General features: G+C 65.0%; 23 protein-coding genes and 1 tRNA gene. 18 read left to right on the top strand and 6 right to left on the bottom strand.

Features of this window, described 5'->3' with window-relative positions; genetic code table 11:
* Nucleotides 1-5: 5 nt before the first annotated feature.
* The 7 genes from hisG to E5222_RS04720 all read left to right on the top strand — a co-directional run bounded on the left by hisG (nucleotide 6) and on the right by E5222_RS04720 (nucleotide 7,621).
* Nucleotides 6-674 (top strand): ATP phosphoribosyltransferase, encoded by a 669-nt coding sequence (gene hisG / locus E5222_RS04750; protein WP_136692546.1) that lies wholly within the window; start codon nucleotides 6-8, stop codon nucleotides 672-674.
* A complete protein-coding gene (gene hisD, locus E5222_RS04745) occupies nucleotides 674-1,963 on the top strand; it encodes a histidinol dehydrogenase (RefSeq protein ID WP_136692544.1) in 1,290 nt (429 codons plus the stop codon). The genes hisG and hisD overlap by 1 nt, the downstream gene beginning before the upstream one ends.
* On the top strand, nucleotides 1,960-2,403 hold the full coding sequence (gene nusB, locus E5222_RS04740; RefSeq protein WP_136692543.1) for a transcription antitermination factor NusB: 444 nt from the start codon (nucleotides 1,960-1,962) through the stop codon (nucleotides 2,401-2,403). Before hisD ends, nusB begins: the two co-directional genes overlap by 4 nt.
* Nucleotides 2,400-3,272, top strand: a complete 873-nt coding sequence (thiL, locus tag E5222_RS04735; protein WP_136692542.1) for a thiamine-phosphate kinase — start codon at nucleotides 2,400-2,402, stop codon at nucleotides 3,270-3,272. Before nusB ends, thiL begins: the two co-directional genes overlap by 4 nt.
* 123 nt (nucleotides 3,273-3,395) lie before the next feature.
* Nucleotides 3,396-5,486 (top strand): sodium-translocating pyrophosphatase, encoded by a 2,091-nt coding sequence (locus tag E5222_RS04730; RefSeq protein ID WP_136692541.1) that lies wholly within the window; start codon nucleotides 3,396-3,398, stop codon nucleotides 5,484-5,486.
* A 306-nt stretch (nucleotides 5,487-5,792) separates the two neighbouring features.
* A complete protein-coding gene (locus E5222_RS04725; RefSeq protein ID WP_136692540.1) occupies nucleotides 5,793-6,683 on the top strand; it encodes a transcriptional regulator in 891 nt (296 codons plus the stop codon).
* A gap of 32 nt (nucleotides 6,684-6,715) precedes the next feature.
* Nucleotides 6,716-7,621 (top strand): acyl-CoA thioesterase, encoded by a 906-nt coding sequence (locus tag E5222_RS04720; RefSeq protein ID WP_136692539.1) that lies wholly within the window; start codon nucleotides 6,716-6,718, stop codon nucleotides 7,619-7,621.
* Nucleotides 7,622-7,635: 14 nt separating this feature from the next.
* On the opposite strand, the gene uvrC is transcribed toward E5222_RS04720, so the two are convergent.
* Nucleotides 7,636-9,594, bottom strand: coding sequence for an excinuclease ABC subunit UvrC (uvrC, locus tag E5222_RS04715; protein ID WP_136692538.1), 1,959 nt, complete (start codon nucleotides 9,592-9,594; stop codon nucleotides 7,636-7,638).
* Between the two features lie 98 nt (nucleotides 9,595-9,692).
* Between uvrC and E5222_RS04710 the strand changes: the two genes are divergently transcribed.
* From E5222_RS04710 to E5222_RS04700, 3 genes are read left to right on the top strand one after another with little or no spacing between them, the layout of a single operon-like run.
* Entirely contained in the window at nucleotides 9,693-10,994 is a 1,302-nt protein-coding gene (locus E5222_RS04710) for an APC family permease (RefSeq protein WP_136692536.1), read from the top strand.
* A gap of 50 nt (nucleotides 10,995-11,044) precedes the next feature.
* Entirely contained in the window at nucleotides 11,045-12,220 is a 1,176-nt protein-coding gene (locus E5222_RS04705; protein ID WP_246021542.1) for a GGDEF domain-containing protein, read from the top strand.
* Nucleotides 12,221-12,269: 49 nt separating this feature from the next.
* Complete coding sequence (locus tag E5222_RS04700; RefSeq protein WP_136692534.1) at nucleotides 12,270-13,451, top strand: BaiN/RdsA family NAD(P)/FAD-dependent oxidoreductase; 1,182 nt, start codon at nucleotides 12,270-12,272, stop codon at nucleotides 13,449-13,451.
* A gap of 102 nt (nucleotides 13,452-13,553) precedes the next feature.
* Here E5222_RS04700 and E5222_RS04695 read toward each other — a convergent pair whose 3' ends face one another.
* Nucleotides 13,554-16,391 carry a TonB-dependent receptor gene (locus E5222_RS04695; protein WP_136692533.1) on the bottom strand — a complete coding sequence of 946 codons (2,838 nt, stop codon included), beginning with the start codon at nucleotides 16,389-16,391 and terminating at the stop codon, nucleotides 13,554-13,556.
* Nucleotides 16,392-16,674: 283 nt separating this feature from the next.
* On the opposite strand from E5222_RS04695, the gene infA reads away from it, so the two are divergent.
* The 6 genes from infA (at nucleotide 16,675) to E5222_RS04665 (ending at nucleotide 21,739) form a co-directional block, all read left to right on the top strand.
* Nucleotides 16,675-16,923, top strand: a complete 249-nt coding sequence (gene infA, locus E5222_RS04690; protein WP_136692532.1) for a translation initiation factor IF-1 — start codon at nucleotides 16,675-16,677, stop codon at nucleotides 16,921-16,923.
* A 14-nt stretch (nucleotides 16,924-16,937) separates the two neighbouring features.
* The gene (locus E5222_RS04685) at nucleotides 16,938-17,528 is read left to right on the top strand and encodes a Maf family protein (RefSeq protein WP_136692531.1); all 591 of its coding nucleotides are present in this window, start codon (nucleotides 16,938-16,940) and stop codon (nucleotides 17,526-17,528) included.
* The gene (locus tag E5222_RS04680) at nucleotides 17,521-18,480 is read left to right on the top strand and encodes an Rne/Rng family ribonuclease (RefSeq protein ID WP_136692529.1); all 960 of its coding nucleotides are present in this window, start codon (nucleotides 17,521-17,523) and stop codon (nucleotides 18,478-18,480) included. The genes E5222_RS04685 and E5222_RS04680 overlap by 8 nt, the downstream gene beginning before the upstream one ends.
* Nucleotides 18,477-18,650, top strand: a complete 174-nt coding sequence (locus E5222_RS04675; protein ID WP_136692528.1) for a DNA gyrase inhibitor YacG — start codon at nucleotides 18,477-18,479, stop codon at nucleotides 18,648-18,650. The genes E5222_RS04680 and E5222_RS04675 overlap by 4 nt, the downstream gene beginning before the upstream one ends.
* A gap of 90 nt (nucleotides 18,651-18,740) precedes the next feature.
* Nucleotides 18,741-18,815, top strand: a tRNA-Phe gene (locus E5222_RS04670).
* 131 nt (nucleotides 18,816-18,946) lie between these two features.
* On the top strand, nucleotides 18,947-21,739 hold the full coding sequence (locus E5222_RS04665) for a bifunctional diguanylate cyclase/phosphodiesterase (RefSeq protein WP_136692527.1): 2,793 nt from the start codon (nucleotides 18,947-18,949) through the stop codon (nucleotides 21,737-21,739).
* Nucleotides 21,740-21,750: 11 nt separating this feature from the next.
* Here the strand turns inward: E5222_RS04665 and E5222_RS04660 are convergent, their stop codons facing one another.
* The 3 genes from E5222_RS04660 to E5222_RS04650 all read right to left on the bottom strand — a co-directional run bounded on the left by E5222_RS04660 (nucleotide 21,751) and on the right by E5222_RS04650 (nucleotide 24,282).
* Nucleotides 21,751-21,954, bottom strand: coding sequence for a hypothetical protein (locus E5222_RS04660; RefSeq protein WP_211196087.1), 204 nt, complete (start codon nucleotides 21,952-21,954; stop codon nucleotides 21,751-21,753).
* Nucleotides 21,955-22,082: 128 nt separating this feature from the next.
* Complete coding sequence (locus E5222_RS04655; protein ID WP_136692525.1) at nucleotides 22,083-23,855, bottom strand: sodium:solute symporter family protein; 1,773 nt, start codon at nucleotides 23,853-23,855, stop codon at nucleotides 22,083-22,085.
* 121 nt (nucleotides 23,856-23,976) lie between these two features.
* Nucleotides 23,977-24,282 carry a DUF4212 domain-containing protein gene (locus E5222_RS04650; RefSeq protein ID WP_136692524.1) on the bottom strand — a complete coding sequence of 102 codons (306 nt, stop codon included), beginning with the start codon at nucleotides 24,280-24,282 and terminating at the stop codon, nucleotides 23,977-23,979.
* A gap of 153 nt (nucleotides 24,283-24,435) precedes the next feature.
* Here E5222_RS04650 and wrbA point away from each other — a divergent pair, with 153 nt between their 5' ends.
* On the top strand, nucleotides 24,436-25,038 hold the full coding sequence (gene wrbA, locus E5222_RS04645; RefSeq protein WP_136692523.1) for an NAD(P)H:quinone oxidoreductase: 603 nt from the start codon (nucleotides 24,436-24,438) through the stop codon (nucleotides 25,036-25,038).
* A 22-nt stretch (nucleotides 25,039-25,060) separates the two neighbouring features.
* On the opposite strand, the gene E5222_RS04640 is transcribed toward wrbA, so the two are convergent.
* Nucleotides 25,061-25,801, bottom strand: coding sequence for an SDR family oxidoreductase (locus E5222_RS04640; protein ID WP_136692522.1), 741 nt, complete (start codon nucleotides 25,799-25,801; stop codon nucleotides 25,061-25,063).
* Nucleotides 25,802-25,920: 119 nt separating this feature from the next.
* Here E5222_RS04640 and E5222_RS04635 point away from each other — a divergent pair, with 119 nt between their 5' ends.
* Nucleotides 25,921-26,370 carry a winged helix-turn-helix transcriptional regulator gene (locus E5222_RS04635; RefSeq protein WP_136692521.1) on the top strand — a complete coding sequence of 150 codons (450 nt, stop codon included), beginning with the start codon at nucleotides 25,921-25,923 and terminating at the stop codon, nucleotides 26,368-26,370.
* Nucleotides 26,371-26,399: the final 29 nt, after the last annotated feature.

Here is a 26,399-nt window from a genome sequence, read left to right as displayed (position 1 = left end):
CGCCTATGAGCGAGACTGCAAACCGCCTGCTGACCTTTGCCGTGCCCAAGGGGCGCATCCTCGATGAAGCGCTGCCCGTGATGGCGCGTGCCGGCGTCGTGCCGGAAAGCGCATTCCACGACAAGGCCGACCGCTCGCTTTCCTTCGCTTGCGAGGCTGCGGACATGCGCATCATCCGCGTGCGCGCTTTCGACGTCGCAACCTTCGTTGCTTTCGGCGCGGCGCAGGTGGGTATTGTCGGCTCCGACGTGATCGAGGAATTCAATTATTCGGAGCTCTACGCGCCCGTAGACCTCGACATCGGCCATTGCCGCCTGTCGGTGGCAGAACCGGCCGAGGGCAATCCCGCGCCGCTCGGCAATGCCAGCCATTTGCGCGTCGCGACCAAATATCCGAACATCACCAGCCGCCATTTCGAACGGCAGGGCGTGCAGGCCGAATGCGTGAAGCTGAACGGCGCGATGGAGCTTGCGCCTTCGCTGGGCCTTGCCGGCCGTATCGTCGATCTCGTCTCGACCGGCCGCACGCTGCAGCAGAACGGGCTGGTCGAAAAGGAGCGGATCATGGACATTTCCGCCCGCCTGATCGTCAATCGCGTGGCGCTGAAGACCGATCCGCGCGTTGCCGCGCTGGTTGAGCGGTTCCGTGCCAATGCGGTTAAGGACGCCGCCTGATGGACTGGCTGAAGACCACCGATCCCGATTTCGAGCGGCGCTTCGCCCGCATCGTCGACGACCGGCGCGAGAGCGACGAGGACGTGGCGCATGTCGTGCGCGACATTATCGCCAAGGTGCGTGCAGAGGGCGATGCCGCGCTCAGCCGCCTGACCGATCGCTACGACCACCACGATCTCGACAAGGACGGCTGGCGGATCGATGCGGAGGCTTGCAAGGCGGCTTTCGACGCACTCGCCCCTGATCTGCGCGCGGCACTCGAACTCGCTGCCAGCCGCATCCGCGCCTATCACGAGGCGCAGCTTCCGGCCGATCGCGACTATACGGACGATGCCGGGGTGCGCCTCGGCGCGCGCTGGACCGCGGTGGACGCGGCGGGGCTCTATGTGCCCGGCGGACGCGCGGCCTATCCCTCCAGCCTGCTGATGAACGCCATTCCGGCCAAGGTCGCGGGCGTCGAACGCCTTGTCGTCACTACCCCCACGCCGCGTGGGCAGATGAACGAGCTGGTACTCGCCGCCGCGCATCTGGCGGGCGTGGACGAGGTCTGGCGCATCGGCGGGGCGCAGGCTGTCGCCGCGCTCGCCTATGGCACCGACACGATCGAGCGGGTCGACGTGATCACCGGCCCCGGCAATGCCTTCGTCGCCGAAGCCAAGCGCCAGCTCTTCGGCGTGGTCGGCATCGACATGGTCGCCGGGCCGAGCGAGATCCTGGTGATCTCCGACAAGAAGTCCGACCCGGACTGGATCGCCGTCGACCTGCTCAGCCAGGCCGAGCACGACCCGACCTCGCAATCGATCCTGATCACCGACGATGCTGTTTTCGCCGCCGAGGTGGAGGATGCGGTGGACGTCGCCTGTGCCCAACTCTCCACCAAGACCACCGCTCGCGCCAGTTGGGACGATTACGGCGTGATTATCGTGGTCGAGGACCTGCTTGAGCAAGGCGTTGCCCTCGCCAACCGCCTCGCCGCCGAACATGTCGAGCTGGCGGTGGACGATCCCGAAGCCTTCTTCGCGAAGCTGCGCCATGCGGGCAGCGTGTTCCTCGGCCGTCACACGCCCGAGGCCGTGGGCGATTACGTCGCCGGGCCCAACCACGTGCTGCCCACCGGCCGACGCGCGCGCTTTTCCAGCGGGCTGTCGGTGCTCGACTTCATGAAGCGCACCAGCTTCATCGCTCTCGACAAGGCTTCCATCGCCGCCATCGGCCCCGCAGCGGTCGCCATGGCCGAGGTGGAAGGCCTTCCCGCTCACGCCAAATCCGTTCAGGTGCGCCTCAAATGAATACCCGTTCCACCGCCCGTTCCGCCGCACGCCTCGCCGCCGTGCAGGCGCTCTACCAGCGCCATATGGAGAAGACCGCGCTCGCGAAATTGCTCGACGAGTTCCACCAGCACCGCCTAGGCGAAGTGATCGACGAGGAACCGCTGGCCGATGCCGAAGTCGATTTCTTCGACGACGTGGTGAGCGGCGTGGTCGCCCGCGAGGAGGAGATCGACGCGCTCGTCTCCGCCAAGCTCGCCGAAGGCTGGACGCTGGCGCGGCTCGACAAGACCATGGTGCAGATCCTGCGCTCCGGGACCTATGAACTGCTCGCCCGCGCCGATGTGCCGACGGGCGCGGCGATCAGCGAATATGTCGATGTCGCCCACGCCTTCTTCGACGCGCGTGAGGCGAAATTCGTGAACGGCGTGCTGGACGCGATCGCGAAAGAGGTGCGGTGAGCAGCGAGGCCGCCTTCATCTCCTCCCTGCGCGCGCTGGCGACCCATCCCGCCGCGCGCAATTTCGAAGACGATTGCGCCGTGCTCGAACTGGGTGGCGAGACGCTGGTCCTCACGCATGACATGATGGTCGAGGGTACGCACTACCCTCCCGGTGCCGACATGGCTGACGTCGCTTGGAAGCTGGTCGCGGTGAACCTGTCCGACCTCGCCGCCAAGGGTGCGGAGCCCATCGGCGTTCTGCTCGGCCATATGCTGGGCAATGGTGACGATGCCTTTGCCAAGGGGTTGGCCGAAGTGCTGGGGCATTACAACGTGCCTCTGCTGGGCGGCGATACGGTGTCGGGCAAAGGCCCCAAGTCGCACGGCCTCACCGCCATCGGGCGTGCCACGCATGTCCCCGTCCCCTCCCGCACCGGCGCGCAGGTCGGCGATGCATTGTGGGTGACCGGCGAACTTGGCGGCGCGATGATGGGCCTGGAGGCTCTCCAGCGCGGCGAGAGCGGCCACACCGCCTATTCGCACCCCGTGCCACTGCTGACCGAGGGGCAAGCGCTCGCGCCCCATGTCACCGCGATGATGGACGTGTCCGACGGATTGCTGCTCGACAGCTTCCGCATGGCCGAGGCGAGCAGGGTCTCCATCGCCATCGACAGCAAATCCGCGCCCATCGCCGCACCCGAGGAGCGGCGGATGGAGGCGCTGACCTGGGGTGACGATTACCAGCTGCTCTTCACCCTCCCCGCAGGCGAAGAACCGCCCGTCCCCGCCACGAATATCGGCCAAGTAGAACCGCGCGGCTTTGCCCCGCTCTTCCTAGACGGCGAGCCGCTGCTCAACTCCGAAGGCCTCGGTTACAGTCACAATTAGACCGCTTCCGGGGAAAACGCCCCTTTAAGCTTGCGAGTCCTTCTCTCCACCGATAGCCCTGTTGTCCTCAACTCGGACCCGGGCAAACCGGGCCGTTTTCATTTGGAGAGGGGGATACGGGTCATGGACCTCGTTATCGTTTCAATAATTCTAGGTGCGCTGGCCGTAGTCTACGGCTTCATCACCAGCCGCCAGGTTCTCGGCGCGGATGCCGGGAACGCCAAGATGCAGGAAATCGCTGCAGCTATCGAGGAAGGCGCGCAGGCCTATCTGCGCCGCCAGTACACCACCATCGCCTTCGTCGGCGTGGCGGTGGCCGTGCTGGTCGCGCTGTTCCTCGGCGCCATCCCGGCGATCGGCTTCGTCATCGGCGCGATCCTGTCGGGTGTTGCCGGTTTCATCGGCATGAACATCTCGGTGCGTTCGAACGTGCGTACGGCGCAGGCAGCCAGCAAGGGCCTGCAGGAAGGCCTGACGCTGGCTTTCCGCGCCGGTGCCATTACCGGCATGCTCGTGGCCGGCCTCGCCCTGCTCGCGATTGCGGTGTTCTACTGGTACATGACTGCCGTTGCCGGCTACTCGGTTGGCGGTGAGGACCGCACGGTGGTGGACGGCCTTGTCGGCCTCGCCTTCGGCGCCTCGCTGATCTCGATCTTCGCGCGTCTGGGCGGCGGTATCTTCACCAAGGCCGCGGACGTCGGCGCCGACCTCGTCGGCAAGGTGGAAGCGGGCATCCCCGAGGACGACCCCCGCAACCCCGCCGTGATCGCGGACAATGTCGGTGACAATGTGGGCGACTGCGCCGGCATGGCCGCCGACCTGTTCGAAACCTATGTCGTGACGGTGGGCGCCACCATGGTGCTGACCGCGCTGCTGCTGAAGGGCGCGGGCGACCTGCTCAACCCGCTGATGGCGCTGCCGCTGCTGATCGGCGGCGTGTGCATCGTCACCAGCATCATCGGCACCTATTTCGTCCGCCTTGGCGGCGGCACGAATGTGATGGGCGCGATGTACAAGGGCTTCCTTGTTTCCGCAGTGCTCTCCGTTCCGGCGATCTGGTTCGCGACCGATATCGCTATCGGCACGGGCACGACCATTCCGGGCACCGAGTTTACAGGACGCCACCTGTTCTATTGCTCGCTCATCGGCCTGGCGCTGACCGGCATCATCATCTGGATCACCGAGTATTACACCGGCACGGGCTTCCGTCCGGTCCGCTCGATCGCCAAGGCTTCGGAAACGGGCCACGGCACCAATGTGATCCAGGGCCTTGCCATCAGCCTTGAATCGACCGCCCTGCCGACCCTGGCGATTATCGCCGCGATCATCGGCGCCTACCAGCTCGCCGGGCTGATCGGCCTCGCCTATGGCGCGACCGCGATGCTGGCGATGGCGGGCATGGTCGTTGCGCTCGACGCCTATGGCCCGGTGACGGACAATGCCGGCGGCATTGCCGAAATGGCCGGTCTGGACGACTCCGTTCGTGAGAAGACCGACCTGCTCGATGCTGTGGGCAACACCACCAAGGCGGTGACCAAGGGCTATGCCATCGGTTCCGCTGGCCTTGCCGCACTGGTGCTGTTCGCTGCCTACACGGCCGATCTGGCGGAGTTCTTCCCGACGCTGACCGTCGATTTCAGCCTCGAGAACCCCTACGTCATCGTCGGCCTGCTGCTCGGCGCGCTGCTGCCCTATCTCTTCGGAGCCATGGGCATGACCGCCGTGGGCCGTGCTGCGGGCGATGTGGTGAAGGATGTGCGCGAACAGTTCGCGGGCGATCCGGGCATCATGGCGGGCACCAGCAAGCCCAACTATGCGCGCACGGTGGACCTCGTCACCAAGGCGGCGATCAAGGAGATGATCATCCCCTCGCTGCTGCCGGTGCTGGCCCCCGTGGTCGTCTACTTCGTGATCGCCGCGATCGGCGGGCAGGAGAACGGCTTTGCCGCTCTCGGCGCGCTGCTGCTGGGCGTGATCGTCGGCGGCCTCTTCGTCGCGCTGTCCATGACTGCCGGTGGCGGCGCGTGGGACAATGCCAAGAAGTATATCGAAGACGGCAATCACGGCGGCAAGGGCAGTGAAGCCCACAAGGCCGCAGTGACCGGCGATACGGTCGGCGATCCCTACAAGGACACCGCTGGCCCGGCCGTGAACCCGATGATCAAGATCACCAATATCGTGGCCCTGCTGCTGCTCGCAGCGCTCGCCGGGTGACCTGATCGCAAGGTACAAGCCTAACGGCCTGTCATACGGTCGTATGAATTTTCTGACCCTGCCCGGAGAAGAGATGCTCCGGGCAGGGTTATCTTTACCCTATCGCTTAAGCCTTCTTCCGCCATGCTCCCCTAGGAGGGAGGGGCGGATCTCTTGGGGTATCCGCTGAAAGGATTAAGCGATCTTGGGCCGGATTTTAATAATTACACGCGGTAATCATACCCGCGCGCATTCGGTTCTGTTTCCAGGCCAGGCATCTGCCGTGTGGCGGATGTCGCGTGGCTTTGCCCGCCGCATGGATGCCGGATGATCCATCAGTTCGCCGGTTTCGAGGATCCGCACGAGGAGATACGTGACGGGTCGGTTTTCGGCCCCGTAGCGCGCGCCGACTTCCTCGCGTCCTATCCGGCGGGCGCGCACCTGCTGCGGCACGGATTGCGCGACCACCCGCTGCTGAACCTGGACGCGCTGGCGCAACTGGCATCGCAGCTCGAAAACCGCCACGTCACCCATCATCGCGGCGACGCGCCCGAAGGGCTGTGCGAGAAGCCAGGTGAATCCGGCCAGGCCATCGGCAGTGTCATCCGTTCGATCGGCAAGGATGGCGGCTGGGCTTCGCTGGAGCAGGTCCAGCGCCTGCCGGGCTATCGCGAATTGCTGGACGAAGTGCTCAAGGAACTGCGCCCACTGATCCAGCAGCGGACCGGCAAGGTGCTGCGTGCGCAGGCGACGATCATCGTCCTCGGCCCCGGCGCCTCCATGCCCAACCGCTTCGCGCCGGAACACCAGCTGCTGTTGCAGGTGGAGGGACAGCAGGTGATGACCATCTTCCCGCGCAGCGAAGTCCATTTCGGGCCCGACGGATATGCTGCCGATGACGATAACGAGCACGAAGCCGAGCTCGCCTGGCACGACAGCTTCTCGCGCGACGGCATGCCCTTCTCGCTTGCCCCAGGGCAGGCGATCTACCTGCCGGCGCGCGAGCCGCATATGCAGAGCAATGGCGAGACGATCTCGATTTCGCTCGCCATCACCTGGTGCAGCGAATGGAGCGCGGCGGAAGCAGATGCCCGTTCTTTCAATGGTTTATTGCGAAAGTGGGGAAGGAAGCCGCAACCGCCGCAACGCTGGCCCGGCCGCAATTACGGCAAGGCGCTGGCCTGGCGCATCCTGAAACGGATTCCCTGGCTGCATTGACGAATGCGCTCTCGCCGCGCATGGGCATGGCGATGGCTACGATTACAAGCCCGACTCCGACGCCTGAACAGCTGGTCGCTGACTTCATGCTGCTGCTCGATCTCGAACAGCGCGGAGGTGATTTGTTCATCGGACGCAAGCATCCCGAAGGCATGGGCCGCGTATTCGGCGGACAGGCCATCGCACAAGCGCTGGGCGCGGCGCGGCGCACTGTTCCCGACGATCGGCACACCCATTCGCTGCACGCCTATTTCCTGCGTCCGGGCAATGATGAATACCCGATCGAATTCCGCGTGAAGCGCGATCTCGACGGACGCAGCTTCTCCAACCGCCGCGTGGTGGCCAGCCAGCGGGGCGAGCCGATCCTGAACCTGACCGCGAGCTTCCAGGTCCCGCAGGAAGGGCTGCACCACCAGGCCGCCGAAATGCCCGACGTTCCCGGTCCGGAAAGCCTGCGCTCAGACGCCGAAATCCGCCGCGAAGTGGCAGCGCAACTGCCCGACGGCACGATGAAGAAGCTGCTACTGCGCCCGCGCGCGATCGATTTCCGCAGCGTGGAACCGCGCGACTGGCTCGATCCGGAAAAGCGCGAACCGCGCGCCCATTGCTGGTTCCGCACCGTTTCCACCCTGCCCGATTACCGCCCGATCCATCGCGCGGTTCTGGCCTACACCACCGATTTCCAGCTGCTGGCCACCGCCATGCAGCCGCATGGCCTGTCCATGCATCGCGGACAGGTAAAGGCGGCCAGCCTCGACCACGCCGTGTGGTTCCATGACGATTTCCGCGCCGATGACTGGTTGCTCTATGTCACCGACAGCCCGTGGTCCGGCCTAGCGCGCGGTTTCGGGCGTGGGCAGATTTTCTCCCGCGACGGACGCCTGATCGCCAGTGTCGCGCAGGAAGGCATGCTGCGCGCGGTTAATCCCAAGGGTTAACCCGGCGCAGGGCGCTACCCGCCCGCGTGGTAGAAATCGTAGATTTGCTGCGCCACGCTCTCGCTGACGCCGGGCACACGCTTCAAATCCTCCAACCCCGCCGCGCGCACTTTCCCCGCCGTGCCGAAATGCAGCAGCAGCGCACGCTTTCGTGCCGGGCCGATGCCGGGAATCTCGTCCAGCGGTGAGGCGGTGATCGCACGGCTGCGCTTCGCCCGGTGCGCGCCGATGACATAGCGGTGCACCTCGTCGCGCAGGCGCTGGAGATAGAACAGCACCGGAGAATTGGTCGGCAGCATCTTCTCCCGCCCATCGGGGAAGTGGAACACTTCGCGCCCCTCGCGACCGTGATGCGGGCCCTTGGCGATGGCGATCAGCGGCACATCCTCGATCCCCAGCTCCTCCAGCGTGTCGCGCACCGCGCTCATCTGCCCCTTGCCGCCGTCGATCAGGACGAGGTCGGGCCAGACGCCCGCCTTTTCGCGATCCGGATCCTCCTTCATCGCGCGGGAAAAGCGCCGCTCCATCACCTCGCGCATCATGCCGAAATCGTCATTGGTCTGCGCCGACTTGATGTTGAACTTGCGATACTGGTTCTTGATGAAGCCTTCCTGCCCCGCGACCACCATCGCGCCGACCGCCTTGGCGCCCTGGATATGGCTGTTGTCATAGACCTCGATCCGCTGCGGAATCTCCGCCAGTTCGAGGAACTCGGCCATTTCGCGCATGATCTTCGCCTGCGTGCCGCTTTCGGCAAGGCGGCGGTCGAGCGCTTCGACAGCGTTACGACTGGCCTGCTGCATCAGCTTGCGCCGTTCCCCGCGCTGGGGGACGGAGATTTCAACCTTGCGCCCAGCCAGCTCGCCGAATGCCTCCTGCAACAGCTCGCAATCCGGCAAGTCGCGGTCGACCAGGATGGTGCGCGGCGGCGGCACTTCCTCGTAGAATTGCGCCAGCACGCGGGCGAGCACCTCGGCCTCCTCCACGTCCTTCGTGTGGCTGGGGAAGAAGGCGCGATGACCCCAGTTCTGCCCGCCGCGCACGAAGAAGCCCTGTATGCCGACCTGCCCGCCCTTGGCCGCCAGCGCGAAGACGTCGGCATCGCCCACGCCTTCGGCATTCACCGCCTGCGAACCTTGGATGAAAGTGGCTGCACGCAGCCGGTCGCGCAGCATGGCAGCAGTCTCGAAGTCGAGGTCCTCGGCAGCCTTCTGCATCTGCTTTTCGATCTTCTTCTGCACCGCGTCGGACTTGCCGGAAAGGAAGGCCTTCGCCTCGTCCAGCAGCTCGTCATAACCCGCCTTGTCGATCCTCCCGACACAGGGCGCTGAGCAGCGCTTGATCTGGTAGAGCAGGCAGGGCCGGTCGCGGCGGCTGAAAAAGCTGTCGGTGCAACTCCTCAGCAGGAACAGCTTCTGCAGCGCATTGATCGTCGTGTTGACCGAACCGGCGCTGGCGAAGGGGCCGTAGTAATTGCCCTTCGCCTTCCTCGCCCCGCGATGCTTCATGATGCGCGGGAAGTCATGCCCCTCGCGCAGCAGGATGAAAGGAAAGCTCTTATCATCGCGCAGCAAGACGTTGTAAGGAGGGCGAAATCGCTTGATGAACTGCGCTTCCAGCAGCAGCGCCTCAGCCTCTGAATTGGTGGTGACGATCTCCATGCCGCGCGTCTGCGCCACCATGCGCTGGAGCCGGTTGGTGAGGTTCGCCACCTGCGTGTAGTTCGCCACGCGGTTCTTCAGCGCCCGTGCCTTGCCCACGTAAAGCACGTCGCCCCGCGCATCGAGCATGCGGTAGACGCCCGGCTTGGGCTTCAGCGTCTTCACCACATTGCGGATCGCCTCCACGCCCGCCTGCAAGTCCGGCTGACCGGAACCTCCCGACGCTCCGCGCACGGTATAGGTGGCGCGCTCCTCGTTGAAGCGCTCCTTGCCACGGGGATCATGCGGGGTTCCGGCAGGGGTACGGGACATGGGAGGGGAGATAGGCAATGCGCCGCTTTTGCACAATCGCCCGCGCTTGCGCTCCCCGGAGAATGCGGGCAGCAATACCCGGCAAACCGGGGAGCCTGATGTCCACATTCACCGCGCCGAAGCGCACTGTCGGCTTCTGGGGCGCGAGCCTGTTGCCGGTGAACGGCATGATCGGCGCGGGCATCTTTGCCCTCCCCGCCGTGCTGGCGGGCGCGCTGGGCAGCTTCGCGCCGTGGATGATGGCGCTGGGCGGGCTGCTCTTCATGCCGCTGGCGCTGTGTTACGCCTGGCTCGCCACCAAGTTCGACCATAGTGGCGGGCCGGTGCTGTATGGAGAGGCCGCCTTCGGGCGCTTCCTCGGCTTCCAGGCCGGCTGGGGCCGCTATGCCAGCGCCATCGTCACCAGCGCGGCGAACACGCATGTCATGGTCACTTATCTCGCCGCGCTCTTCCCGGTGCTTGACGGGCCGGTGGCGACGCCGGTTGCGGTTGCGGTCATCCTGGCGCTGACAGGCATCATCAACCTGCTCGGCATGCGCGGCGCGATTGGCACGCTGGGGGTGATGACCGCGATCAAGGTGCTGCCACTGCTGGCGCTCGTCGTCTCCGCCTTCTTCACAGGCAATCCCGCCATCGGCTTCGTCCTGCCCGAATTCTCGCAATTCGAAACGGTCGTGCTGCTGACCTTCTACGCCTTCATGGGGTTCGAGACGGTGGTCGAACCGGCGGGCGAGATGCGCAATCCCAAACGCGACCTGCCGCGCGCGATCGTCGCCATGGTGGCGGCGGTGACGGTGCTCTACATGGCGGTGATCTGGGCCTATCTGGCGATCGCGCCGGGTGATGATGGCGAGAATGCGCTGGCCGCCGCAGCGCTTGCCAGCATGGGACAAGCCGGATCTGTCGCCATCGTGGTCGCCGCCGCCTTCAGCATCGGGGCGAACACATTCGGTGGCCTAACCGCACTGGCAAGGCTGGTCTATGGCATGGCGGAAAGGCGCATGCTGCCGCGCTGGTTCATGGCGGTCTCCCCGCGCTTCGGCACGCCCGCCAATGCGATCATCTTCATCACGGTGGCGGCGATCCTGCTCGGCTTCTGGGAGGGATTTGCGGTGCTCGCCATTGCTGGGACGCTGATCCGGCTCGTGACCTATGGCATTTGCGCCGCCGCCCTGCCTGTGATCGAACAGCGCGAGGGGCGCGTGGTGCCGCTTCACCTCGCCATGGCGATTGTCGCGCTGGCAAGCTCGATCTGGGTCGCCACCCATGTCGATGCACGGGCAGTGACAGTGCTGGTCGGCATATTGCTGGGCGGCGCGCTTCTTTATGCCATCGCCGCGCGCACCACGCCGCTGCCGCAGGACAATGCTGGGGAAACAGAAACCTTGCCGCACACATAGGGGTTCTCCCGCTCTGTAAACCGGGTGCCGGGAAGCCGTATTCTGCCGTAATGGCACAGGCGCTCGAACAGGACGATCCGGCAGGCGGAAACTGGCTTGGCTGGCTGGGACTTGGGCGCGCAAGCTCTGACTCTGCCCCCCGACGCGAACGCGGGAGACGCTCCAGCGACGCGCGCGCACGCGAACACATGCTGGAAGCGCGGCAGCAACTGCTCTCCGAAATTGCCGAGTTCGTACTGGCCAACGATCTGGAGGTCACATCCGGCACCCTCACCATCGCCCTCAGGCTGTGCTGCGGTGAGGAACCGTCGCTCGAACGACGCATTGCCCGGCGTCGGAGTGAAGGGATGCCGATCACCAGCGACTGGCTGCAGGAAATCACCAGCGACTACTCGCATGGCGAGGAAGAGATGCTCAACAAGCTGGTCGAGCGTCTGGAGACCGGCATCAACGATTTCTCGCGCACCACCGAAACCGCGCGCAGTGCCACAAACGACTATAATGAGGCGCTGGAGCGGCATGTGGACGACATCAAGTCCTCGGACGGGGACGGCCCCAAGCTGCTCTCGGAACTGGCCGGCTACGCCCAGGCCATGCTCGAACGCTCGCGCAAGGCGGAAGCGGAACTGCGCCATGCGGAGGAGGAGGCGGAGGGACTGCGCCGCAACCTGGAACGCGCGCGCCGCGATGCGGAGTTCGATTTCCTCACGGGCTTGCGCAATCGCCGCTCTTTCGAAGTCATGCTGGAAGAGGAATACCGCTCCGCCCGCGCCAATGGTGAAGCGCTGAGCGTGGCCTTTTGCGATATCGACCGGTTCAAGGTGATCAACGACACGCATGGCCACGCCGCCGGTGACCGGGTGCTGTGCGTGGTGGCCGAAACGCTCGCGAAGATTTCCGACGACAAGTGCCATATCGCCCGCCATGGCGGCGAGGAATTCGTGATGCTGTTTCGCGGGTCGAGCACTGTCGAGGCGGCGGAAGCGCTCGATGGAGCGCGGCGGGCGCTAGGTGCACGGCGCCTGATGAACCGGCGCACCGGCGCACCTTTCGGCAAGGTCACCTTCTCCGGCGGCGTGGCCAATGTCTTCGCCTATGACAGCCCGCGCGCGGCGCTCTCCGCAGCCGACCAGGCGCTCTACATGGCTAAGGAAAACGGGCGCGACCGGATCATGCTGGCCGAGGACTGCGACAGTGTCGAAACCGGCGTGGAGGAAAGCGGCTAGGGCCGACCCCCCTTCCCTCCCCGCCCGAACACGCCTAACGCGCGCAGCCATGGAACAGGCGTGGGACGCGATCATTCTGGGCGGCGGGGCGGCGGGCCTGTTCTGTGCAGCCGAAGCCGCCAAGCGCGGGCGCAATGTGCTGGTGCTCGAACGCGCCGAAAAGGTCGGCAAGAAGATCCTGATCTCCGGCGGCGGACGCTGCAATTTCACCAATGTGGGCGCGGGTCCCGCCAACTACCTCTCCGCCAATCCGCATTTCGCCAAGTCCGCGCTCAGCCGCTACCGGCCGCAGGATTTCGTCGCGCTGGTGGAGAAGCACTCCATCGCCTGGCACGAAAAGACGCTGGGCCAGCTGTTCTGCGATGGCAGCGCGCGGCAGATCGTCGACATGCTGCTGGAAGAATGCGCCGCCGGCCCCGGCAAGGTGACCATTCGCTGCAACGAGGAAGTATCCGAGGTCGCGCATAACGGCGCGATGTTCACCGTCACCACCCAATATGGCAGCTTCACAGCGCCGAAACTGGTGATCGCGACGGGCGGGCCCTCCATCCCGAAAATGGGCGCGAGCGATTTCGCCTACCGGCTAGCCCGGCAATTCGGCCTCAAGGTGGTGGAGCCGCGCCCCGCCCTCGTCCCGCTGACACTGGGCGGCGAGGAAGTGCTGTTCCGCGAACTGTCCGGCGTCGCCGCCCCGGTGGAGGCGAGCACCGGCAAGACAGCCTTTCGCGAGGCGGCTTTGTTCACCCATCGCGGGCTGTCGGGTCCGGCGATCCTGCAGGTCTCCAGCTACTGGAAGGCGGGCGATCCGGTGCATATCGACTTCTTCCCCGACCGCCCGAAGGACTGGCCGCTCGACGCGAAACGCGAGAACCCGCGCAGTACCTTGCGTGCGCAGCTACGCGACGGCCTGCCCGCGCGGCTGGCCGATGTGCTGGCGGACCAGCTGGCGATCGACGGCGACCTCGGCAACGTCCCCGACAAGCCCCTGCGAGCGGCGGGCGAGCGGCTGGCGCGCTGGGCCTTCCACCCCAATGGCAGCGAGGGCTTTGCCAAGGCTGAGGTCACTGCGGGCGGCATTTCCACTGCCGAACTCTCCTCCCAGACCATGGAGGCGAAGAAGGTCCCCGGCCTCTACGCGATCGGCGAGGCGGTGGACGTTACCGGCTGGCTGGGCGGCTACAACTTCCAATGGGCCTGGGCGAGCGCCCACGCGGCGGCGCAGGCGCTGTAGGTTCCACCATTCGTCATTGCGAACGACCGAAGGTCGCGCGGCAATCCAGAGGCGGTGTGGCGTCGCCCTGGATTGCTTCGCTTCGCTCGCAATGAGGAGGTGTTAGAAGAGCTTCCGGAATTCGATCTCGAAGCTGCGCCCGGTCGGATCGATCAGGAAGGGCTGGTAGCGGATCGGCACGCTGCCGGTGCTGTCCGTCACGCGCTGGCGGGCATCGAAGATATTGTCCACGGCGATGCCGATGCGCGATCCCTTGAGGAAAGGCACGGCTTCCACCAGCTTCTCGCGCTGGCCGAGGTCCGCAAAAGCGCGCACATCGAAAGTGACATAGTCGTTGAAGGTCAGGTCCGTGCTGCCCGGGTCACCCGACCCGTCGAGCGTGGCAGAGCCGGTATAGCGCCCGCTCCAGATCATGCCGAAGCCGTTATAGAAGGTGCCTACGCGCAAGTCCGCGCTGTGGCGCGACTGGTTGCCGTCACCATCCAGCAGGTCGAGCAGCGGCAGGCCGTCGGCGATCAGCACCTCGTTCTGCAGCTCGTAATTGTACTGGAGGTTGACGAACCAGCGACCGCCACCGCCGCCGGGGCCGCCACGACCGAAAGGCAGGCCGGGAGGGCCGCCACGGCCACCGCCGCGCGCACCGGCAGGTGGGCCGCCCTCGGGGGCGCCCTGCGGCCGGCCGCCTGCACCGGGCGCACCGCCAGCGAATTGCGGCGGGCCGTCGGCGGAACAGATCCGTTCGCGCATCGTGGCGAATTCCGCTTCGTCGATCACGCCGTCTTCGCCTGCCAGCCGTTCAAGCATTTGCGGCGGCAGGTTGATCGGCTGGCCGTCCTCGCCCACCGGCGGGTCCTCGCCATTGGCGGCGGCCGCGATCACCGCATTCATCTGGCCGCGCAGCACGTCGGGCTCCGCCTCGCAGAAGGTCGCGCGCATCTGGGCAAAGCGCTCGGGATCGGGGCGGAATCCTGCGGGCGGACCACCCTGCCCGCCAAATTGCGCGCCGCCTTGGCCGCCAACGGGTCCGCCGACCGGGCCACCCACTGCCGCTCCACCGCCGGAAGCGGCATTGTCATCGCCGCCCCCGCCGATCTGACCCGACAGGTTGAGCCCGAATTGCAGCCGCCGCTGGTCCTCGCGCGCGAAAGTCACCGGACGCTGGTCCAGCTGCACCAGCGTGCCCGATCCGTCGCGGACGAAGCGATCGGGGAAGGCCGCCTCGATATCCTCGGTCAGCAAAGGGAAGCCGGAAGCGACATCAGTGCTGCTATTGTCGATATAGTCGACCGAAAAACTGGCCTGGTCGAGGATGGGTAGCTGCCATTGCAGTCCGATCTTCCAGTCGCTCTGGTTCTGCGCGGGCAGGAAGGCATTGCCGCCGGTGATCACGGTCGCCAGCACCGTCTCATTGTTCACCAGGTCGAAGATCGACACGTTGGGCGTGGCGACTTCCGGGCTGCCGAGCATGGAGAGCGAAGGCGCTTCGTCGCGGTTGATATAGGTGGCGTTGAAAGTCAGGCTGTCGGTCACGCCCCAGACCAGCGTCGAATTCCAGTCATACAGCGTGCCGAAGTCCGAAAGGTCGTCCACCCGCGCGCTGAGATTGAGGCTGAGATCGCCGATAAAGCCGAGGAATTCCTCGTCGCGGCTGGTCAGCGGGATGCCGACATTGACGCTGCCGAACAGGCGCGTGCGCGACAGCTCGGTCTCCACGCCGGGATTGCGTGTGTCCGAACTGTCGATGCCATTCCAGCGCGCGCCCGAACTCAGCGTCAGCGAGACGTCGCCCGCAGGCATGACGAACGGATTGGTCCGTCCCGTCGCCAACGCATTCACCGTATATGTATCGGTCAGCGCCTCGTCGAAACCGGCGTCGGTAAAACTGCCAAGGTCGCCATCGAGCGCCAGCGTACCCGCCGCCGCATCGGCCACCAGCGCAGAAGTATCGACGCGACGCGCGGTGAGGGTCCGCAGTTTGGACAGGGTGGCATCGACCGTCCCCGTCACTTCCCAATCGCCCAGGCCCAGATTGAGCGTGCTGCCGGTGGAGTAGCTCTGGTTGCGGTTGTCCACCGTCAGCGGATCGGCGGCGTTGAAGGTGCGGAAGGCCCTCTCGCCGACCGGATCGAACAATGTGACGGAATCGAGCCCTTGCAGGCGCAGGCTGTCCTCGCGCTCATAGGTCGCATTGACCGACAGCGAATTGCCAGCGCCCAAGGTGGTCGACCAGTTGATCGTGCCTTCGAGGCCCGCGGTATCGCTCACGAGGCTGCGGTAAAGCGCCGGATCGGGATCGGTGGCGAATGTCGGGACGAAGGACTGGACGACGCCGCGATCCGCCTCCGTCAGCGAGCTGGAATTGTTCCACTCGACATTGACGTTGAGGCGCGAGGGACCGTCGATACGCAGGTATGTGCCCTCCACCTCCTGCGTCGAATAGCCACCATCGAAGGGCTGGCCATATTCCAGCTCGATCTCGCGGCTGGAGAAATTGTCCTTGAGGATGATGTTCACCACCCGCTGGTCCGGCGAATAGCCGTATTGCAGCGCCACTTCCTCGGGGAAGACCTCGAACTTCTCGATCGCTTCGGGCGGATAGCTGCGCATTTCACGGAAGGAGGAGATGCGCACGCCGTTCACCAGGATAACGGGAAAGCCCCCGCCGCCGCGCCCGCGCGCACTGGTGACCTGCGGTCCCAGCTGCTGGATCAGCTCTGCGATCGAGCCGACGCCATAGGCGGCGATATCTTCCTCGCCCAGTTCCAGCACCGGCGGCTGCGCGGCTTCGACCGCACCCAGCGACAGGGCGCCAAGGACGACGATCGTATCCTCGTCGAATTGCTCCTCCGGAACGGTGGAGTCTGCCGGAGTATCACCGCCCTGCTGCGCCACGGGCGCTGCCTCGCCATCCTGCGCGGCGGCGGGCAGTGCGGGAAGCATGATAAGGGCGGCTGTCAGGGCAGTCAGGCTAACGGAACTGGAAAGACGCAAGTCGACACTCCATTACAAGCAATTGTCCGGTCCCACCGGCAGCGCATATGTGCCGGGTGTGCACCTGTCAGCAACTGCTCTCAGGGTAATAAAGTGTCGCACATGTATCGCGCCTGTCGCATGTATTACCGAAGGGTGAATCGGCCCCATGTCACGCAGGCGCTTCCCTTTTTCCCCGCGCGCGGCTAAAGCGCGCCGCCAAGACACAACTGCATACGGATCAGACAACTCGATGGCGAAAGAAGAACTCCTCGAAATGCGCGGCAAGGTGGTGGAATTGCTGCCGAACGCGATGTTCCGGGTTGAGCTTGAAAACGGCCACGAAGTGCTGGGCCACACGGCCGGCCGCATGCGCAAGAACCGCATTCGCGTGCTGGTGGGGGACGAGGTGCTGTGCGAACTCACCCCCTATGACCTGACCAAGGCGCGCATCACCTATCGCTTCATGCCGGGACGCGGCGGCCCCGGTCCGCAATCCTGACCGAAGGTGCGGGCATGACCCCGCCCTCATCCCAGACTCGACGCCTGATCCTCGCTTCGGCGAGCCCGCGTCGTCGCGAGCTGATCGCGCGGCTGGGCATTGAACCCGATGCCGTCGCGCCTGCCGATATCGACGAAACCCCGCACAAGACCGAAGTACCGCGCGCCTATGCCACGCGCATGGCGCGCGAGAAGGCACAGGCCGCAGCCGATCCATCCGGCCACGTGCTGGCGGGCGACACGGTGGTGGCCTGCGGGCGGCGCATCCTGCCCAAGGCGGAGGACGAGGCGACTGCGCGCGAGTGCCTGGAGCTGGTTTCCGGCCGCCGCCACCGCGTTCTCTCCGCCCTCGCCCTCCTCTCCCCCGACGGAACCTTGCGCGAGCGGCTGAGCGAGACTCAGGTGCGTTTCAAGCGCCTCTCAGCCGAAGAGATCGACGCTTACATCGCCAGCGACGAATGGCACGGCAAGGCGGGCGGCTATGCGATACAGGGCCGCGCCGAAGGACTGATCGCCTGGATCCAGGGCAGCCATTCGGGAGTGGTCGGCCTTCCCCTTTATGAAACGCGCGCGCTGCTGAAAGCGGCGGGGTTCGACATTGGCTGAGTGGCTGATCGAGGACGGGATCGGCGAGGAGCGCGCACTTCTGGTCGAAAACGGCCATGCAATCGCCGCGCGCTTGCAATGGCCCGGTGAATTGACCGCGGGCGCCATTCTCGAAGGCGTGCTGACCTCCCGCCGCAAGGGCTCGCCGCGTGGACAGGCGCGTTTCGAGAACGGCGAAGAGGCGTTGGTCGACCGCCTGCCCCGCGATGCCGCCGAAGGATCGCAAATGCGCTTCGAGATCATGCGCGGCGCGGTGGGAGAAGCAAAGCGACGCAAACTCGCCCATGCGCGCCCGACCGATGCGCCCCTTTGCCCCGCGCCCACGCTGGCCGAACGGCTGGGCGGCAAGCTCGTCCGCCGCTTCCCCGATGATTTATGGGAAGAGGTGCTGGACGAATGCTTGAGCGGCACTGTCGATTTTCCCGGCGGGTCGCTCCATTTCAGCCCTACACCGGCCATGGTGCTGGTGGACGTGGACGGACAGCTGCCCCCGCGCGAGTTGGCGCTAGCCGCCGTCGAGCCGCTGGCCCGCGCGATCATGCGCTGGAGCCTGGGCGGGGTGATCGGCGTCGATTTCCCCACCTTGCAGGCGAAGGAAGACCGTAAACCCATCGATAGCGCGCTCGGCGTGGCGCTGGCCGATTGGGACCATGAGCGCACCGCTATGAACGGTTTCGGCTTCGTGCAGCTGGTGGCGCGCATGGAAGGGCCCTCTCTGCTCCACCGCACGCATTTCCAGCGCAGCGCGGCGGCGGCGCGCCTGTTGCTGCGTCGGGCGGAAGACGTGGGCGATCCGGGTGTGATCCTGCTCACCGCCCATCCCGCCGTGCTGGCAGCGCTGCGGGAGGAATGGCTGGAGGAACTCGCCCGCCGCACCGGCCGGCAGGTCCGCACCCAGGCCGATCCCGCCCTTGCGCTCGCAGCGGGATTCGCGCAGGCGGTGTCCGCATGAACACGCCCAAGGTCAAAGCCTGTCCGATCTGCAAGAAGCCGCGCAGCCAGGAATTCGCGCCCTTCTGCTCAGCGCGCTGCAAGGATCGCGACCTCGCGCGCTGGTTCAATGACAGCTATACCGTGCCTGGCGAACGAGTGAATCCCGAGGATATCGCGCAAGAGGATTGAAAAGCCCCTTGCCAAGCGGCGGAGGCTTCGCCATAGGGCCGCTTCCAATCGCCCGCCGGTCCTTTTCGCAAGGATCGTCGCCGCAGCGATGCCCGGGTAGCTCAGTGGTAGAGCAGACGACTGAAAATCGTCGTGTCGGTGGTTCGACTCCGCCCCTGGGCACCACTGCGGGCGGTGGGGAAAGGGCCCGCACCGGCCAAATGTTCCCCCGCCCCTTCACGCCAATCCCTAATGGCGCTTAACCAATTGCACACCCCGGCAAACTAGGTTCGGTCTCGTTACGAGACCGTATCCAGATGTCGCATGATCACAACCTATGGCTGGCACTGGCCGGCGGCTTGATTTGCCTTGTCACCGCGCTGGGCGCGGTGACCGTGCTGCGCAATGCCGTTCGCGCCGAGGAAGGCGAACGCGGCTGGTGGCTGGCCTGTTCCACCCTGGTGATCGGCATGGGTTTCTGGACCACGCATTTCGTGGCCATGCTGGGTTACCAAAGCCCGGGATCGATCCGCTTCCTGCTTGGCCTGACGGTCCTCTCCCTACTCGCCGGGATCGCCGGGGCCTGGCTCTCCCTGGCTATCGTCAGGACCAAACTGAACGATTTGCGCGCGGGCCTTGCTGGATTCGGCATCGCGCTCAGCACAGCTGCGCTGCACTACATTGGTATGAATGCCCTGGTCATGCCACATCACGTGGCCTGGAACATGCCGCTGGCGGCGCTCTCGGTGATCGCCGGATCCGCGCTGGCCATCCCCGCCTTCATCCTGATCTTGAGGCCGCGGGCTCGGCGCGGAACGCTGCTGGCCGGCAGCGTACTTCTGGCCGGATCGGTGCTGGCTCTGCACTTCTTCGGCATGGAAGCGATGAAGCTCACCAGCATCGCCGCAGGCCCCGCCTCGGGCGTGGCCGTTTCGCATGTCGTCCTGGCGATCATCCTCGGCATCGTCGCGCTGGTGATAACGGGCTGGACGGGCACTCTGCTGCTGCTGGGCAGGCGCAAGGACAGGCAGGAGCGCGCGCGGCTGCGCGAATTGCGCCTGCTGATGGACGGGGTGAAGGACACCGCGATCTACATGCTCGATCCCGGGGGCCGGGTCATGACCTGGAACGAGGGTGCCGCCCATCTGAAGCAGTACAAGGCGGCAGAGATCATCGGGGAGCACTTCTCGCGCTTCTACCTTCCACATGACATCGACAGGGGCCGCGCAGACCGGGTCCTCGCACAGGCACGCAAGGATGGCGTCTTTCGCGATTTCGGCGAGCGCGTGCGTAAGGATGGCAGCACCTTCTTTGCCAGCATCACCATCGAGCCGATCCTGAACGAGCGGGGCAAGCTGCATGGCTATGCCAAGATCACCCGCGACATTTCCGCCATCAAGCAGGTACGCGACCAGCTCGACCTTGCTCTCGACAACATGCAGCAGGGCCTGCTGGTACTCGACGCCAATCGGCGGCTGGTGCTGCATAATCGCCGCGTGCACGAACTCTACGGCCTCGACAGCGACACGCTGAAAGCGGGCATGAACATACGCGATATCTGTGCCAACACGCTGGGCCGTGCAGTGCCGGCCGACCACTTCGAAAGCAGCATCAGGTCGGCGAGGATCATCTACCAGGACCTGCTCAGCGCCGACGACCAGCACCCCATCATCGCCGAAAGCGACAATGACATGGTTCATTCGCTCGCCGCCAGGCAGCTTGACGATGGCGGCTGGGTGGTGACCATCGATGACGTTACGGAGCGGCAGAAATCGGCCAAGCGGCTGGAATATATGGCGACGCATGATTCGCTCACCGGCCTGCCTAATCGCGAGCGCTTCTACGAGTTGATGGACGAGGCGCTGACTCGCGCCCGCATGCGTGACGAAGCGCTTGCCGTCGCCATCCTGGATCTCGACAACTTCAAGGAAATCAATGACACTCATGGCCACAGTGCAGGCGATTTCGTGCTGCGCGATGTGGCCATGCGGCTCGAAAAGGCGCTGGCTGGCCGCGGCAATGGCGCGCGGCTGGGCGGCGATGAATTCGCCGTCTTCGTCAGCCTCGGCGATGGTGCAACCATTGACGACATCGCCGATGTGCTGAGCGAAGCGCTCAACTTCTCCGTCAACATGGATGACAGCGTGCTAGCCGAATCCATCGATTGCGCGGGCAGTATCGGCCTCGCGCTCTACCCCGAAGACGGGGCGACAGGGCGCGAGTTGATGATCAATGCCGATCTGGCCATGTATCGCGCCAAGGCCAGCCCCTTGCGCAGCTGGTCGCGCTTCCTGCCCGAAATGGACGAGGAGATGCGCGAGCGGCGCAGCCTGCAGGCCGATTTGCGGCTGGCGATGGATCGCAACGAGTTCGACATCGTCTACCAGGTGCAATGTGCGGTCAGCGACGGCCGCGTGCTGGGTTATGAGGCGCTGCTGCGCTGGAACCATGCAACGCTGGGTGAAATCCCGCCCACCGAATTCATCGGCCCGGCAGAGGAAAGCGGACTGATCCTGCCGATCGGCGAGTGGGTGCTGCGCCGCGTCTGCCGCGAGGCGGCAAGCTGGGCCAATCCGTACAAGGTGGCCGTCAATGTCTCGCCCGTGCAGCTGGTGCAGCCCAACCTGCCCGATATCGTGACCGAGGCGCTGCTCGATGCCGGCCTGTCACCCAGCCGGCTGGAAATCGAGATCACCGAAAGCGCGATCATCTCCGACAAGCTGCGCGCGCTGCACAACCTGCGGCGGATCAAGAACCTCGGCGTATCGGTGGCGATCGACGATTTCGGCACCGGCTATTCGTCGCTCGATACGCTCAGCTCTTTCGCCTTCGACAAGATCAAGATCGACCGCTCCTTCCTGATGGGCGTGAAGAAGGACAGCCATTCGCGCAATATCGTGAAGGCGGTGCTGGGCCTTGGCCGCAGCCTCAACCTGCCGGTGCTGGCGGAAGGCGTGGAGACTGAAGAAGACCTCGAGCTGCTGCGGCAGGAGAACTGCCACGAGGCGCAGGGCTACCTCTTCGGACGCCCGCAAAAGCTGTCTTCAAGCGATCTCGCCAGCCATCCGCAGGCGGACGACACCGAACCGGACCAGCGCAAGTCCGCCTGATCGCCCCATTATTACAGCGGCGCTTCGCCTTCCGGGGGCAGCGGCAGCTCTCCCATCGGATCGCTCGCGACCAGCTGGGCGACCTGCTCGAACATCTCGGCATTCTGGTTCATCTGCTCGCTCACGCCGGGATTTTGCTGACCCACATCGCGAAAGAAGCCGGCGGCATCCTGAAGCAGCTTGGCGGCAAGGTCGGCATGGGTGGGCATAGGCATGGTCCTGTCAGGGCAATGGCACGCGGGGACAGACGGCCGGAATGCCGCCACGTCGGGAAAAGGCCGCGCGATAGGTGATGCGCGGCACTCTACCCACTTGAGCGCTGCGGTCAAAGCCGCAGTGGCGCTTAGTGCATATGCGGGGTTTCCGCTCCCTTCGGCACGCGAATGGTCGCCACCAGCCGTCGCACATCGGGGGGCACCGGCGCGGTCAGCTTCGCCACACCTATCGCGACGGCGAAGTTGATCACCATGCCGACCACCCCGATCCCCTCGGGCGAAATGCCGAACAGCCAGTTCGCTTCCACATTGCTCTCGGGCGACCACAACTTGAACCAGGCGATATAGAGGAAGGTGAAGCCAAGGCCCGCCACCATGCCCGCAATCGCGCCTTCGCGGTTCATCCACTTGGTGAAGATGCCCATGAAGATCGCCGGGAACAGCGAAGCGGCGGCAAGGCCGAAGGCGAAGGCCACCACCTGTGCCACCCATCCGGGCGGATAGACCCCGAGATAGCCCGCCACCAGGATCGCCGCCGTGGCCGCGATGCGCGCGGCCAGCAGCTCTCCCTTTTCGGTGATGTTGGGCCGGAAAGTCCGTTTGAGCAGGTCGTGGCTCACCGACGCCGAGATCACCAACAGCAGCCCCGCCGCGGTCGATAAAGCCGCCGCCAGCCCGCCAGCCGCCACCAGCGCGATCACCCAGCCGGGGAGCCTGGCGATTTCCGGATTGGCGAGCACCATGATGTCGCGATCGACATAGACCTCGTTCTCACCCGGAGGCGTGGCATTCTCGGTCAGCCGCTCGCCCGAGGCTCCGCGCTCCTCAAGGAAGATGGGCGCGCCGACGATGGCATCGCCGCTGCGATATTGCATCACGCCATCGCCATTGCGGTCGCGGAAGGCGATGAGGCCGTTATCCTCCCAATTGGTGAACCACTCCGGTGCCTCGGAATATTCCTTGTCGTTCACCGTATCGATGAAGTTGAGCCGCGCGAAGGCGCCCACGGCTGGCGCGGTGGTATAGAGCAAAGCGATGAAGATCAGCGCCCAGCCCGCGCTTCGCCGCGCATCCGATGCCTTGGGCACGGTGAAGAAGCGCACGATCACATGCGGCAGGCCCGCCGTGCCGATCATCAGCGCGGCGGTGATGCAGAACACGTCGATCATCGACTTGCTGCCATCGGTATAGGCGCCAAAGCCCATGTCCTGCAGCACCAGGTCCAGCTTCTGCAGCACGAACAGGCCCGATCCATCCTCCACCCGGCTCCCCAGCCCGATCTGCGGGATGGCATTGCCGGTGACGATGAAGCTGATGAAGAATGCGGGCACCAGATAGGCGAAGATCAGCACGCAATATTGCGCAACCTGCGTATAGGTGATGCCCTTCATGCCCCCCATCACCGCATAGACGAAGACGATCGCCATGCCGATGATCACACCCAGCGTCACATCGACATCGAGGAAGCGCGAGAAGACGATCCCCACCCCGCGCATCTGCCCGGCGATATAGGTGAAGCTGATGAAGATCAGGCACACCACCGCCACCACGCGCGCAGCCTTGGAATAATACCGCGCGCCGATGAAATCGGGCACGGTGAACTCGCCGAATTTCCTCAGGTAAGGCGCCAGCAGCAGCGCCAGCATCACATAGCCGCCGGTCCAGCCCATCAGGTAGACGCTGCCGTCATAGCCCGAAAAGGCGATGATCCCGGCCATGGAGATGAAGCTCGCCGCGCTCATCCAGTCGGCGGCGGTGGCCATGCCGTTGACCACCGGGTTCACCCCTCCGCCCGCGACATAGAACTCCGAAGTCGAACCCGCGCGGCTCCAGATCGCGATACCGATATAGAGCGCGAAGCTGAGGCCCACGAAGAGGTAGATCAGGGTCTGCGTTTCCATGGCCTACACCCCCACCCCGTCATTCCCGCGAAGGCGGGAATCCAGTGCCGACAGTGTGCGAAGCTCGCCCTGGATCCCCGCCTTCGCGGGGATGACGACCAAGAGATGTCTGTCCATCGCCTCAGTCCTCGAGGTCGTATTTGCGCTCGAGGCGGCGCATGGCGAAGCTGTAATAGAAGATCAGCGCGATGAAGACGTAGATCGATCCCTGCTGCGCGAACCAGAAGCCCAGCGGATATCCGCCCAGCATGAACTGGTCCAGCCAGTCGCGCAGCAGGATCCCCGCACCGAAGCTGACCACGAACCAGATCGCCATCAGCACCCCCAGCAATTTCAGGTTCGCTGCCCAATAGGCATTGCTCTCGGCGCTTTCGCCGGTTGCCTGCTCGTCGCCCGCTTCGGGCGTTTCGTTAGCGCTATCGCTCATGCTGTCATGTCGGGCCGCCGTGGAACCCCTTTGCGGTGCCTGCATTCAGACTACCGGACAAAGGGCACGCTTCCCATTCCTCCCCATCTCTTCCTATAGGGGGAGTTGTAACGAAGCCGCATCGCCCGGCAAGCTCTATCGGAAAGGTTATCCATGGCCCGCATCCTCGTTCTCTATTACTCCTCCTACGGTCACAACTCGCAGATGGCCGAAGCCGTCGCGGAGGGCATTCGCGAGGCCGGGCAGGAAGCGGATATCCGCCGCGTCCCCGAAACCGCGCCGGAGGAGATCGTGAAGAACTTCGGCTTCGCCGTGAACGAGGACCATGCGGTGATCGAAAGCCCCGATGCGGTGGGCGGATATGACGGCGTTGTCCTGGGCGCGCCGACGCGCTTTGGCCGCATGCCCAGCCAGATGGCGAGCTTCCTCGATACCTGTGGCGGCCTGTGGGCATCGGGTGCGATGATCGGCAAGGTCGGCGCGGCCTTCTCATCCAGCAATTCGCAGCATGGCGGCACGGTGCCGACGCTGTTCGACCTCATCACCAACATGCTGCATTTCGGCATGACCATCGTCGGCCTCGACTATGGCTTCGACGGCCAGAACGGCGTGGACGAGGTCAAGGGCGGCTCCCCCTATGGTGCCACCACCATCGCCGGCCCCGACGGCAGCCGCCAGCCGAGCAAGGACGAGCTCGACGGCGCGAAATATCTCGGCAAGCGCGTGGCGAACACGGCGGCCAAGCTGAGCGCTTAAGCCGCCGAGTCCGCTGGCAGCCCTAGAGGTTGCCGAGCATTTCCAGCACTTCGTCCATACGTCCTTCCTTCTCCGCATTGCGCAGGGGGAGGACGTTAGCGACAAGGTTTTCGCGCGGCGTGGGCTGCTGTTCGAAGCTCACCATGGTTTCGGCGATGTAGTCGTCCAGCGGCATATAGCCTTCGCGCGTCTCCTGCCCCGGCGTGAGGCCTGTCTGCACTGCAGGCGGGGCGATCTCGATCACCTCGACCTCGCCCTGCAGCCGGTGGCGGAGCGACAGTGAATAGCTGTGCACGGCCGCCTTGCTGGCGCTGTAGGCCGGAGCCGAGGGCAGTGGCGCGAAGGCAAGGCCGCTGGAGACGGTGCAGATCGCGGCATTCTCCTTGCCCTCAAGCTGCGGCAGCAGCGCCTCCACCATGCGGATCGTACCCAGCAGGTTGATGTCGATGATCTGCTGCGAGATCGCGATGGTATCTCCCGTCAACTCGTCCCGCCGCATGATGCCCGCTGAATGGATCAGCATGTTGAGCGCCGGGAAGTCGCTAGCCAGCCTCTCCGCACAGGCGGCGACTGACGCATCATCGGCCACGTCGAGCACCACGGCATACATATTGTCGCGCCCGGCGACGGTCTCCTCCAGGCTTGCCAGCGTGCGGCCCGCGACGATCACCTCATTGCCGCGATCGGCGAATTGCCAGGCCAGCGCCTGCCCGATGCCCGAGCCGCCGCCGGTGACGAGAATGGTGTTTCCAGTGAGTTTCATGGGGGTCTCCTGTCTGGGATGCTGTGCTGGACAGGAGATCGCTTCAACGCTACCCAAATGAAAGAAGGCACCCAAAAGAATTATACTTACCAAAAAGAGAGCGTCGGAATTTCAATACGATGAGCCAACTTCCTTTCGCATGGGATGAGATCGCCGAGGCCAAACGCATACGCGACGAGACCGCGCCGCCTCCGAATGAGGAGATCGATCCCAAGCTGGAAGCGCTGGTCACGCAGATCATCGGACAGGTCGCCGACAAGTGGACCATGCTGGTGCTGGAGGAGCTGGAGGAGCGCGGCTGCCTGCGCTTCACCCAGATCGCCCGCGGCATTCCCGACATCAGCCAGAAGATGCTGACACAGACCCTGCGGCAAATGGAGCGCGAGGGGCTGCTCACCCGCACCGTCCACCCCGTCGTCCCCCCGCATGTCGATTACGAACTGACCGATCTCGGCCACAGCCTGGGCGCGGCTTTCTGCGGCGTGTGGTTATGGGCGGAGGAGAACATGGACCGCATCGAACGCGCCCGCGCCGATTTCGATGCGCGTGCCGGTGTCGTAAAGGCCTAGGCCAGCGCGCCCGCAGCCGCTATCCCCTC

Origin of the sequence: Alteraurantiacibacter aquimixticola (assembly GCF_004965515.1) — a bacterium.
GTDB classification, from domain to species: domain Bacteria; phylum Pseudomonadota; class Alphaproteobacteria; order Sphingomonadales; family Sphingomonadaceae; genus Alteraurantiacibacter; species Alteraurantiacibacter aquimixticola.
Note: the sequence above shows the minus strand (reverse complement) of the source record. Positions and strands in the feature narration are given on the sequence as shown.